At 32.8% G+C, this 13696-nt stretch carries 8 protein-coding genes and 1 pseudogene; all 9 read left to right on the plus strand.

Annotated features, from left to right (window positions below; all coding sequences use genetic code 11):
* The first annotated feature begins 77 nt into the window (after positions 1-77).
* Positions 78-3368, plus strand: a complete 3291-nt coding sequence (locus tag FYC62_RS04780) for a TonB-dependent receptor (RefSeq protein ID WP_168199384.1) — start codon at positions 78-80, stop codon at positions 3366-3368.
* 19 nt (positions 3369-3387) lie between these two features.
* On the plus strand, positions 3388-5004 hold the full coding sequence (locus FYC62_RS04785; protein WP_149074125.1) for a RagB/SusD family nutrient uptake outer membrane protein: 1617 nt from the start codon (positions 3388-3390) through the stop codon (positions 5002-5004).
* A gap of 39 nt (positions 5005-5043) precedes the next feature.
* Entirely contained in the window at positions 5044-6576 is a 1533-nt protein-coding gene (locus tag FYC62_RS04790; RefSeq protein ID WP_168199385.1) for a right-handed parallel beta-helix repeat-containing protein, read from the plus strand.
* A gap of 123 nt (positions 6577-6699) precedes the next feature.
* Positions 6700-7914 (plus strand): IPT/TIG domain-containing protein, encoded by a 1215-nt coding sequence (locus FYC62_RS04795; protein ID WP_168199386.1) that lies wholly within the window; start codon positions 6700-6702, stop codon positions 7912-7914.
* A 178-nt stretch (positions 7915-8092) separates the two neighbouring features.
* Positions 8093-10180, plus strand: a pseudogene (locus tag FYC62_RS18130) (alpha-N-acetylglucosaminidase TIM-barrel domain-containing protein); the annotation flags it as partial.
* Between the two features lie 93 nt (positions 10181-10273).
* The gene (locus FYC62_RS04810; protein ID WP_149074130.1) at positions 10274-11449 is read left to right on the plus strand and encodes a hypothetical protein; all 1176 of its coding nucleotides are present in this window, start codon (positions 10274-10276) and stop codon (positions 11447-11449) included.
* Positions 11450-11555: 106 nt separating this feature from the next.
* Positions 11556-11741 carry a hypothetical protein gene (locus FYC62_RS17945; RefSeq protein ID WP_317131519.1) on the plus strand — a complete coding sequence of 62 codons (186 nt, stop codon included), beginning with the start codon at positions 11556-11558 and terminating at the stop codon, positions 11739-11741.
* On the plus strand, positions 11738-12394 hold the full coding sequence (locus FYC62_RS04815) for an N-acetylmuramic acid 6-phosphate etherase (protein WP_317131520.1): 657 nt from the start codon (positions 11738-11740) through the stop codon (positions 12392-12394). The genes FYC62_RS17945 and FYC62_RS04815 overlap by 4 nt, the downstream gene beginning before the upstream one ends.
* On the plus strand, positions 12388-13662 hold the full coding sequence (locus FYC62_RS04820; RefSeq protein WP_149074131.1) for a sugar MFS transporter: 1275 nt from the start codon (positions 12388-12390) through the stop codon (positions 13660-13662). Before FYC62_RS04815 ends, FYC62_RS04820 begins: the two co-directional genes overlap by 7 nt.
* The last annotated feature ends 34 nt before the right edge of the window (positions 13663-13696 follow it).

Here is a 13696-nt window from a genome sequence, read left to right on the forward strand (position 1 = left end):
TCAAATATATGAATTTTTATTGTCATGTTACCACGTGGTTATTTTCCATACCTCCGGTAACATTAAGAAGAATCTTTATGAGGATACAAATTGTATTTATATTTCTTTTCGTACTGATTTTACAATTACAAGCTGATGAGTTAAAAGCTCAAAGATTATCATTAAGTGCTAGACAGACATCTTTAGAAGATGTATTAAAGCAATTTAAGACACAAACATCATATGATTTCTTATATAATCCTGATTTGGTAGAAAAATATGGTTTGCCTGTAACGCTTGATAATAAAAATATGGATGTTGAGGAGGCGCTAGTTAAGATTTTTCAAAATCAGCCTTACCTTTCTTATGTAATAGATCAAAAAACAGTTATCATACGTCCTAAAAAAGAAACTAGTAATAGTACGTTAATTATACAACTTATAGAGGTTAAAGGTAAAATTACTGACGATAAAGGAGATCCTTTACCTGGTGCTACAGTTGGAATCAAAGGAACAACTAGCGGGGTAGTTACAGACATTAATGGAATGTTCACTTTAAAAGCTGTAAATCCACAATCAATACTTGTTATAACTTATACCGGATTTACCACAGAGGAAATTCAAATTAACGGAAGAACCCAACTTGTAATTGTTTTAAAACAAGATATACAAACACTTAAGGAGTTAGTAGTTGTAGGTTACGGTACTCAAAAGAAAGTAAATGTTACGGGATCTGTTGAAACTGTTTCCAGTAAAATGCTAGAAAATAGACCTGCAACGGATGTTTCTAACCTTTTAACAGGTCAAGTACCAGGTCTAACGGTTATACAAAACTCTGGTCAGCCAGGTAGAGATCAGGGCACAATAAGAATTAGGGGTATTGGAACATTAGGTTCTGGTAATGATCCTTTAATTATTGTTGATGGAGTAGAGTCTACTATGTTTAATGTAGACCCTAACGATATAGATAATATTTCTGTATTAAAAGATGCTTCAGCTTCTGCAATTTATGGAGTTAGAGCTGCTAATGGTGTGATTATAATCTCTACTAAAAGAGGGCTGGCAGGTAAAACTAATATTACCTATAACGGATATACAGGTTTCCAACAAGCAACACGTTTACCAAAATTTTTAGGTTCAGTAGATTATGCGTTATTATTAAATGAAGCAATTATTAATGATGGTGGTATTGCTAGATATACAGAAGAGGAAATTGAAAAATTTAGGAATGCATCTGATCCTGTAAATTATCCAAATTCAGATTGGGTTAATGGCTTATTTTCAGAGTCAGGACTTCAGCAAAATCATCATTTAGGTTTGAGAGGGGGGACAGAAGTTTCAAAGTATGCTCTGTCTTTTGGATTTTTAAATAGGGGAGGATTGATACCAAATACATCTAGTGATAGATATGCATTAAGAGCAAATTTTGATCAGGATTTCTCAAAGAAATTTAAAATTAGTTTAAATTTATCAGGTACTCGTGTTGAGACTGACGATCCTTCTATTTCAGTGTTTGATTTAGTCCACAGGGCATATCGTGAACCCCCTGTAGTACCTATTCAGTACGCACCAGGAATTTGGGGTGCTTACATGAATGAGCATAACTCTATTGCTCAAGCCAAAGAAGGTGGATATAGAAAAGAGATAAATAATAAATTTATTTCTACTTTAAGCGGACAGTATGAAATTATCAAAGGTATAAAATTAAGAGGTCTTGCTGGAGTAACCAACCAATGGACCAACTTAAATACTCAAGCTAAAACACTTAATTTATATAATGCTTATGATGATGTTTTGCAGACGTATCCTGTAGCCAGAAGTTTTAGAAGTTTTTTTAGTGCTGACAGGTCAGAAACTTTAGAGTTGAATTTACAGTCTTTTTTAGATTATGAGCACACATTTAATTCTGTTCATAATTTAAAAGTATTATTAGGTTATAATCAAATAAGTACTAAAACTAACTGGATTGGAGCTAATATATTTGATTTAATAAGTAATGACTTAGATCAGTTAGATGCAGGTAATGCAGATACAGAAACAAATTATGGTTCTGCTATAGATTACTCTTTAAGGTCGTATTTTACTCGTTTAAACTATAACTTTAAAGAGAAATATTTGTTAGAGTTTAATCTAAGATATGATGGTACATCTAGATTTCCTGCAACAAATAGATGGGGGTGGTTCCCCTCTTTTTCTGCCGGATGGAAGATTTCTGATGAAACCTTTTTTCCGGAATTCAATTGGTTAGATAATTTAAAGTTTCGAGGTTCATGGGGACAGTTGGGTAATCAGGAGATTGGTAATTATGGTTTCATCTCTACCTATGTGCCCGGAGTTAATTATTCTTTTGGTGGTCAGTTAGTACCCGGAATAGCAGAAAAAGGAACGTTACCAGGTACTTCTCTTTTTAATAGGAGAATTAGATGGGAAACCACTTCAATAACAAACATAGGTTTTGATGCTGAATTTTTTAAAGGAAAATTATCATTAACAGGTGAATATTTTGTTAGGAATACTGATGATATTTTACTTCCAATAGATCAGCCATTTATACTTGGTGTATTTGGAAATCCTACGGTAAATGCTGGAGCGGTTTCTAATGAAGGCTTTGAGTTTGTAGCCCGTCATCAAAACAAAATTGGAGTTGTTAATTACTTTGTAAATGGTAATTTCTCTTACGTAAGAAATGAAATCACAGATTTAGGAGGAAGAGACGGTCCTGGAAGAGCAATAGGAGATCCTATCCAGAATATTTATGGATATGTTGCTGATGGCTTATTTAATAGTCAGGAAGAGGTTTATAATTATCCTTCACAAGCCGTATTAGGAAGCGCAGCTCCAGGAGATATTAGGTATAAAGATTTAAACGGCGATTATCTTATTGATGCTAAAGATAGAAAATCTTTAGGTAGTTATTTTCCGAAGATTAACTATGGGCTACAAATGGGAGTAATATATAAAAACTTTGACGCTTCTATTGCAGCCCAAGGAGTGGGAGAAGTTTATAATTTACTTTCTGGGCAAGCAACTCATCCATTCGTAAATGGAGCAAAAGCCTTAGATATGCACTTAAATAGATGGACTCCAGAAAACCTTAATGCAGCATACCCTAGACTTTCACTAGCTACTGCATCCAGGAATACAGTTCCTAACTCTTTCTTTTTACAGAATGCAAGCTATTTAAGAATCAGGAATTTACAGGTGGGTTACACTTTGCCAAAAGGGGTTCTTAAACAACTTAAGTTAGAAAGATTTAGACTCTATTTTAGTGCAGATAATCCCTTATTGATTACGTCCTTTGAAGGATTTGATCCAGAAGCACCTTTAGGAGATGGTAATTATTATCCGCAGGTAATGACTATTACGGGTGGACTAAACATAAATTTTTAATAACTAAAGAGACATATAAATGAAAAGAATCTATATAATAATATGGGGATTAGTTTTTCCTTTTCTGGTTTCTTGTAATAAAGATTTTCTAGAAGTTTCTCCAAGATCTGAATTAAGTGATGAATCTTTTTTTAGAAATCAGGAGGATGCCGAACAGGCTTTGACAGCTTTATATAATACTTTCTTAATAGATGATAAGCTGTTAATATGGAATGTTTTGGCTTATAATACCTGGTCTGATGATATGGTAAATGTGTGGAGAGGTTCTGATTATAATACACATGCTGCAGGGACTTATGCAGCCGATAGTTGGTTTATATATGATATGTGGGATCGTTTTTATACCTATATCCGCAGAGCCAATGTGTTCTTGAATAATATTAACAAAGTAGATATGCCAGATGCTGCGAGAAAAAGACTGATAGCTGAGGCGAAATTTATAAGAGCTTATTACTATCATAATTTAGTAATGCTATATGGAGGGGTTCCAATTGTTGATAAGCCATTATCATTAAATGAGCTTAAAATACCTAGGAATAAGAGAAATGAAGTTATTGATTTCATCATTACTGATTTAAATTCCTATCCATATTTAGCAGATAATCCTACACAAAAGGGAAGGGCTAGTAAAGGTGCTGCTTTAGCTCTTAAATCAAGAGTTCTACTTTATGAATATAGATTTGAAGAGGCAGCTGATGCTGCTCAGCAAGTAATGGACTTAGGTATTTATGATTTGTTTAGGGCAAACGGAACACAGAGTTATTTAACGCTCCATAATATAGGGAACGAAAATAATAATGAGGTTATTTTTGATATACAATTTATTGAAAATATTTTAGGTGGTCCGCATCAATTATGGCTAAACCTTCCCTCTATGGCAGGTTGGGGAGCATCTAATCCATTACAATCTATAGTAGATGCTTTTGAAGATAAACAAGGTAAGCCTATAAATGTATCTACAATTTACGATCCTAATAATCCTTATTTAAATCGAGATCCGCGTTTAGATATGGCAATAATAAGACATGGTAGCTCGGTGACAGATTATTTAGGAAATACAAAAACTGTTTATACACTTACTTCAAGTGCAGATAATGGTGGGTTATCTGGTTTTTTCGTAAGGAAGAATGCAGATCCAGCGTCTTTTGTTCCTACGTTAAGATCAGGACTAAACTATATACTTATAAGATATGCAGAAGTATTGTTGAATTATGCAGAAGCTAAGAATGAATTTTCTGGTCCCGATAATACGGTTTATGATGCAGTTAATGCGGTGCGTAATAGGGTAGGTATGCCAAACCTCCCTGCAAACTTAACCAAAAGTGATATGAGGGAGCGCATACGTCAAGAAAGAAGAGTAGAATTGTGTTTTGAAGGATTAAGAACTTGGGATATAAAACGTTGGGGAATAGCACCAGCGGTTATGAATGGTCCAATTTACGGAGCACTTAACCCCTTCACAAATCAGAATATCTTAATAGAGAGTCGCAATTTTGATCCAGCAAAGAATTATTTATTTCCTATCCCTCAAAGAGAAAGAGATTTAATAGGATCAGAAATTTTACTTCAGAATCCTGGATATGGTAATCCTGTCTTTAGAGATGATATTTGGCCAAAACCAGAAGTTTTTCAATAATTAGATAGAATGAAAAGTAATTATAAAATTAAGAATTACATGAAAGCAATATTATTGGCAATAATTATATTTTATGGCAATACAATGTTGTCAGCATGTAAAAAGGTTAATGATGTATCTCAAAAAGATCTACCTGCTAAAACATATTATGTAGCGGTAGATGGGGATGACACTAATAATGGTTCAATAGAATATCCTTTTAAATCTATTAATTATGCATTAAGTCAAGCTTTGGCCGGCGATAGTGTAATATTAAGAGGTGGTACTTATGTAGAAAAAGTAAAATTTCCTAAATCTGGTGTATTAAACAGATATATTACATTGAAAGCATTTAAAGGAGAAACTCCTGTAATTAGTGGTCAGGGTTTTGGAGTTTTTGGAAGTGAAGGACTTATAACTTTAAGCTCTGTAAGTTGGATTATTTTAGAAGGTTTAGAAGTTACAAATTTTAAAACCACAACCGGTTCTGCAATTCCTGATGGTATTTTAGTTAACGGAGCATCTAGCAACATCGTTATTCGTAAGAACAGAGTACATCACATAGAGCATAATGGAGATCCTGCAACAGGTAGACAGGCACATGCAATACATGTTATAGGTAATTCAACTAGTCCTATTATGAAAGTCATTGTAGAAGAAAATGAGATACATGATAATAATACAGGTACAAGTGAAAACTTAACTGTGAACGGTTATGTAATGGATTTTGTTGTAAGGAAAAACAAGATTTATAATGGTGAGAATATTGGTATATGTGTAGCTGGAGGATATTTGGGTAATCCTAATAAAGCTTTTAATTATGCTCGAAATGGTGTAGTTGCTGATAACGAAATATGGAATATTGATGGTTCTACTGGTCCTGTACCGGCATTAGCAAATCATGGAGCTATAGGAATATACATTGATGGAGCTAGACGTATTATTATAGAAAGAAATAAAGTTTATGATAGCGATAGAGGTATTGGAATAGTGAGTGAAAACGACGAATTTCCTACTGAAAGCTGTATTGTGAGAAATAATTTTGTATATAACAGCTGGTTGGTAGGTATTTACCTTGGAGGATATGAGAACTATACAGGTGGTGGTACAAAGAATTGCTTTGTTGTAAATAATACATTATATAATAATAATAGAATTTTGGGTCCAGAGGGGGTGGTCGAAGGAGAAATAAGACTCACTATTGGTTGTTTTAATAATGTTATTAAAAATAATATTCTCTATGCTAGAGCAGATAAAGGAGTATTTATTAACAAGCAAAATGCTGGTGGAGAGAATAATATTATAGGTAATAATCTGTATTACACCACAGGTACTATAACCAATTGGAAATGGGATGCTATTTCTTATAATAATTTTAACGACTGGATTGCAGCAAGTGGAGATAGCAATTCTCTATTTGGAGTAGATCCTTTGTTTGTTAATGCCGCTGCTTACAATTTAAGTTTACAAGCTTCTTCTCGAGCAATTGGTGTTGGGCAAATCAATAATCAAGAAGGCACAACAGATTTTTTCGGTAATCCGAGGACTAAAAATGGTTTAATTTCTATTGGCGCACATGAAGTGCATCAATAATAAAAATTATCAATTATGGGAACGAATGTTAAAAGTATAAAAATAATTTTAAAGACTGCTTTATGTCTATTGATTTTAGTGTCAGGTTGTAATGAAAAGGAAGTAGAATTAGTGGACGGAAATATGAGTTATAAACATGACTCTTCTCAACCAGTTCGTTTAGACTCTTTTTCTCCTTTAGAAGGCTCGCGTGATACAGAAATAATTGTTTATGGAAATAATTTTAGTAGTAACCCAAGAGATATTATAGTTACCATTAATAATATGAGGGCTACTGTACATGAAGCATATAAAGATAAATTGGTTATTACCGTACCTAATAAATCAGGATCTGGTAAAATAAAAATAAGTATTGCAGGTAGAGAGGTAGAGAGTACAGTAGACTTCAATTATATAAGAGGAACCTTAACTGTAAGAACGTTAGCAGGTACCGGATTATCAGGGTATAAAGACGGATCTTCATCAGAGGCGCAATTTAATTTTAGCATAAGAGGAGCAGGTATTGTAACAGATACTTATGGTAATGTTTTTGTTGCTGATGTTGGTAACCATGCTATTAGAAAAATAACTCCAAGTGGCTTGGTAAGTACATTTGCAGGAAACGGGACGGCTGGTAGTACAAATGGAATAGGTAATAATGCCAATTTCTATCACCCTTATGGTTTAGCAATAGATGCTCAAAATAATCTATATGTAGCAGATACATGGAATTGGCAAATTAGAAAAATAACTCCTCAGGGAGAAGTATCAATTTTTGCTGGAATACCTAACCCATGTGGAATAACTGTAGATAAAAGAAATGGAGATGTTTTTAGTATTTCTTATGATGCAGGTATTGTTTACCGTTTTTCAAGACAAGGTGACCTTATTGAGCAAATTAGAGTTAATGGTACAAGAATGCTTGGTGATATAGAAGTAGATAGTAAGGGTAATCTTTATGTGGTTGATAATTACGGTTGTAATATAGAAAAATTAAATGCAGGAACTTGGGAAAAATCAAGATTTGCTGGCTCAACAACTTATGGGTTTTTAAACGGTCCAGGTAATCAGGCACAATTTGCAAGTCCTTGGGGTATTGGTATAGATGTTAATGATAACTTATATATCGGAGGTACTGGCGATAATTCAGACAATACAAGTCCAGACCATACTATAAGATTTATTAATGGTACTACTAAAGAGGTTTCTAGTATTGCTGGAGCAGGAAAAGGATTCGCCAATGGAACAATTTCAAGAGCTAGATTTAGCTCACCTGCAGATGTTGCGGTTGATCCAACAGGAATAATTTATGTTTTAGACAGAAATAATCATTGTATTAGAAAAATTTCATTGGAATAGGAAATAAAGGGGGATGAATATGGTTACTAATCAGAAGAATCCCTACTTACTATCTTATTCAGTTTCACTGATATAAATACATTTTAAATTTTAAAGACTAAGTAATGAGAATATCAATTTTTTTGGTAATGTCCATACTATGCGCCTATAATTCGCATGCCCAAAATAAAAATGCGGTATTAAAGCTTATAGAAAGAGTTTTACCTAATCATCACAAGCAAATAGAAGTTCATTATTCTAAAGAAAATACTGAAAAAGATTGGTATGAAATAGAAACAAAAAAAAATAAAGTTATAATTAAAGCTACTAATAATGTAAGTATAGCTGCTGCACTTCATTATTATCTAAAGAATTACACTAATAGTAGTTTGTCTTGGACCGGATATCAAGAGCCAAAAGCGCTTTCTAAACTTTCAAAGAAAGTTGAAAATACCGTTATTTCTGATTATAGGCTTTATTTTAACTATTGTACATTCAATTATACCATGTCCTTTTGGAATTGGGAAAGATGGGAAAAGGAAATTGATTGGATGGCACTACGTGGAATTAATATGCCATTAGCAATGGTTGGGCAAGAGGCTGTCTGGCAGAATACTCTTCGTAGATTAGGTTATACTGATTCTGAAATAAAGGATTTTATTGGAGGACCCGCATTTAATGCTTGGTGGTTAATGGGGAATTTAGAAGGTTGGGGCGGGCCAGTTCCCCAAAGCTGGATAGATGAACAGGCCGAACTTCAAAAAAAGATTGTCAACAGAATGAGAGATTTAGGAATGAAACCAATTATGCAAGGTTTTTATGGTATGGTTCCTAATTCTTTAATAAAAAATATCCATCAGCTAAAATACACGATCCTGGTCTATGGGGTAGTTTTAAGCGTCCTGCGATGTTGCTACCAACAGATCCACTTTTTGGTAAAATTTCAAAAATTTATTATGAAGAACAAGAAAAGCTTTATGGAAGAACAAATTATTACCAAGGAGATCCATTCCATGAAGGAGGAACATCTGTAGGTGTTAATCTTGAAAGCGCAGGAGAGGCTATTTATAAAGCCATGGTAAACTTTAACCCAGATGCAATTTGGGTTTTACAAGCTTGGCAGGATAATCCTAAAGCTGCATTATTAAAAAATGTACCTAAAGGCAGAGCTATTATAACAGACTTAAATGCTGAAGCTCGTCCGCAATGGGGTGGTTATAGTAAATATTTATGGAATAGGCCAAACGGTTATGAGGGACATGATTGGATTTGGAGTATTATACCAAATTTTGGAGGAAGAACTGGTATGACAGGAAAGTTAGATAGCATGAATATAGATGTAAATTATGCTTTAAAGCATCCTATAGGAAGGGCTAGTTTGAAAGGACTAGGAGCTGCACCAGAAGCAATAGGTCAAGATGAAGTTTTGTACGATTTACTTTTTGATTTAGCATGGACTTCAAATAAACTAGATATAACAAGTTGGTTAAATACCTATGTCAATAGTCGCTATGGACAGAAAGATACAATAATGCAAAAAGTATGGAGTAAATTGAAAAATACTGTTTATAACTCTACTTATGGACGTAAAGATCCTCCATTAGAAACTATATTTTGCGCTCGTCCGGCATGGAATAAGACTAGTGCTTCTACCTGGGGGGAAGGGGAAATTGATTATAATAGAAAAGATTTAGAAGCGATATGGAAATTATCGATGAATGCAATTCCAAGTCTACAAAAAAATTCAAATTTTCAGTACGATATGGTTAATATAACTAGACAAGTCTTAGCTAACTACGGCCGTATTATCTATCAAGAAATGCAAACTGCATATGAGAAAAAGGATATAGAATTATTTGAAAAAAAAGCACAACAATTTTTAGAGTTAATTAAAGATCAGGATAGATTACTGTCTTCTAGAGAAGAGTTTATGTTAGGTCCTTGGCTTGAAACAGCGAAGAGCAGAGGGAATACAAAAGAAGAAAAACAATTGTATGAATTTAATGCAAGAACCCTTATTACAACCTGGAATGGTCAGTCTAGTGATTTGAATGATTATTCTTGTAGAGAGTGGTCAGGATTGTTGAAAGACTATTATTTGGTTCGTTGGGAAATGTTTGTTAATTCACAAATAAAGAAATTAAAAGGACAAAATACTGTTGATTTAGACTTTTTTGCCTTTGAAAAACAATGGGCTTCAGAAAATAATAATTATCCATTAACCCCAATGGAGCAACCACTAAAAATAGTACAGTATTTATTTAATAAATATAAAAATATTATGGAGTAATTGTTCTCTTATAATAAGGATTACCCCATTATAAGTGAAAAATTGTAAGTCATAAAAAACAACAAAAATTAATCAATTAAATCAAAAAAAATGAGAAAGAACTTTTTAAAATTATTAGGGCTTGTATATTTTTTATTTACAGGTCTTTCTTCAAAAGCAAATGAAGTTGTGATAGATGGTAGCTTTTCTGAATGGGGAACTATACCTATAAATTATACTAATACGTTTTACGGCAGTACACCACAGGTAGGAGTGCAAAATGTTGAACTCTTAAAAACAAAAGTAACTGACACTCACATATACTTCTATTTGGAAGGAAATTCAGGATTTACTTTAGCTGATAACGAAGAATTTTATCTTTTTTTTAACACAGATAAGAATGCTGGAACAGGCTATTCTAGTTTTGCATATGCTCCTTCAGGAGCAGATGTTGCATTTATTGGCAATAGAACCGCAGGAAGTGTTTACGATTTTGTTGGAACACAATCAACTGATTGGAGTTGGGCTTTTAAAGCTACATTTGAGTCTGCAATGAATTTCTCAACTGTTCTTGATTTAGGAAATGGTAAAAGAGCTATTGAATTCTCTGTTAATAGAAATATATTTGGTACTGTACAAGATTATGTCACTTTTTCTTTTTATCCTACAGCAGATTGGAAAGCGATGCCAGAAGCTTGGAATTCCAGATCTTTTATTCAAATAAATACTCCTCCAGTTACTCTTCCAGTAACACTAGTTTATTTTAAAGCCTTAGAAGTTGGAAATTTAGTACAATTAAACTGGTCAACATCATTAGAGAAAAACAATTCTCATTTTGAGATTTATAAATCCATTGATGGTGTTTTATTTAATAAAATTGGGGTTGTAAGTGGAAATACAAATTCTAATACCATTCAACTTTATAATTATGCCGATAAATTTCCAAACTCAGGAACAAACTATTACCAATTAAAGCAAGTCGACTTTGATGGGAATTCAAAAGCTTATGACATTATTACTGTAGATACAAAGTTTAAAAACACTTGGTTTAATGTATATAAGCCTTTAGGATCAGATGGAATAGAATTATTAATTTATTCTAGTGAAAATACAGACTCACGATTTTATCTATTAGATGCTAGTGGGAAAATTTTGATAAATAAACAAATAAATCTCTCACAAGGCTATCAAACTATAAGCCTTCCTGGGAATATAAAATCAAGAATTGTAATAGCATCATTAACTATGGCTTCTAAAAATATTACGAAAAAGATCCTAGTTAATTAAAGCTCTTAGCAAAAGATAATAGTCCGATCTATTTGAGAATAAATAGTCTTTTTAAATATATTTTATAATTAATGAAAGTTAATTTGATTTTCTAAATAAGAATTCAATGAATAAAGAATTATTAAATTTTATAAAAACAACAGAAATGCCTTCTCATTATCGCCATTTAGAAAAGATGAGTACAGAGGCAATATTAACTCATATTAATCATGAAGATTCTACTGTTTCAGGTAATGTAAAGAAAATTATACCATCTATTACTAAACTAGTTGATATAATCGCCAAAAAATGAAACAAGGAGGGCGAATGTTTTATATAGGTGCAGGTACAAGTGGAAGACTTGGAGTTTTAGATGCTAGCGAGTGCCCTCCAACATATGGAGTATCGGATGATTTAGTAATTGGAATTATGGCAGGCGGTGATGAGGCTTTGCGTTATGGTATTGAAGATGCGGAAGATAGCTTTGAGCAAGGATGGCTTGATTTAAAGAGCTATGACGTTAATTCTAAGGATGTAGTAATAGGTATTGCTGCAAGTGGAACTACCCCTTATGTTATTGGCGCACTTAAAGAAGCCCGCAATAATGGAATATTTACAGCATGTATAGTATGTAATTCAAATTCACCCATTTCTCAAAATTCTGATATCCCACTTGAAATAGTTGTAGGGCCAGAGTTTGTTACAGGAAGCACTAGAATGAAAAGTGGTACAGCACAAAAGATGATTTTAAATATGATATCTACAAGTGTTATGATTCGTTTGGGTAAAGTTTTAGATAACAATATGTTAAATATGCAGATTAGTAATGAAAAGTTAATAGATAGGGGCGTAAAAATGTTGATGGATAAATCTGGAATTACAAATTATGATAATGCAAAAGCTTACTTATTAAGATATGGAAATGTTAAAAATGCATTAGAAAATTTTGAAAAAGGGAAATGTTAGACAAGATATCTTTAAATAAAAATACGGATAGTTCACTATATGTAAGACAAATAGTTGTTCTTAGTTGTTTCTTTTTCCTTTTCGGATTTATAACCTGGATAAATGGTACATTAATCCCGTACTTACATATCGCTTGTGAATTAGAAGAATGGCAAGCTTATCTCGTAACATTTGCTTTTTACATTGCATATACTGTTATGGCACTTCCTTCAAGTAGAATTTTACAAATGATAGGTATGGTTAAAGGTATGCAAGTTGGTTTATTAATTATGGCTGCTGGGTGTCTATTATTTATTCCAGCTGCCTTATATCGTTATTATCCTTTTTTTCTATTTGGTTTATTTGTTGTAGGCACTGGAATAACTTTATTACAAACAGCGGTAAACCCTTATGTTACCATGCTAGGAGATTCTTCAAGAGCGGCCCAAAGAATAAGTATCATGGGTGTCTGTAATAAGTTTGGAGGAATTTTGGCCCCACTCATTCTAGGGGCAGTTATTCTTAATAATTCTGATAGTTTGATAGAAGAGCTAAAAAGATTATCTCTCATCGAAAAAATAATTCGTTTAGATGAATTGGCTCGTAGCGTTATCATGCCCTATTGTTTCTTAACTATTATTCTATTAATTATTGCATTCACGGTTAAATATATCAATTTACCAGAAATAGCTTTATCAAACTTAGAAGATGAAAGGAAAGCATTAGAAAATAATGAAGCTCAAATAAAAAAAACAAACAACAGGTTTATTTTTGGGTTTACAGCAATATTTGTTACAGTTGGTGTAGAGGTTGTTGCAGGAGATACTATTGGTAATTATGGTATCTATCATGGTATCAGTTTAGATACAGCCAAAAGTTTAACATCTTATACGTTAGTATTTATGCTTTTAGGATATATCTTTGGAGCATTGTTTATTCCTAGATTAATCTCTCAAGAAAAAGCATATTTATACTCTTCATTATTAGGTATTTTATTTACATCACTCGCTGTTTTTTCTCCAGGAAAATTATCCGTAGCATTTATTGCATTGTTGGGGCTTAGTAACGCTTTATTATGGCCGGCAATCTGGCCACTTACTTTAAGGGGCTTGAGTGGTAAAACACTTAACAAAGTTTCAGCAATTTTAATAATGGGTATTGCAGGTGGAGCTATATTACCATTGATATACAGTTGGTTGTCTGCTTTGTCAAATAATCAAATAGCATATTTAGTATTGATTCCGTGTTACTCATATAATATATATTATAAAATAATTAAAACAAGGTGATAGATTGTTTAATTAAAAAGAATGTTGATTTTAA

Source organism: Pedobacter aquae, from assembly GCF_008195825.1.
GTDB lineage: Bacteria > Bacteroidota > Bacteroidia > Sphingobacteriales > Sphingobacteriaceae > Pseudopedobacter > Pseudopedobacter aquae.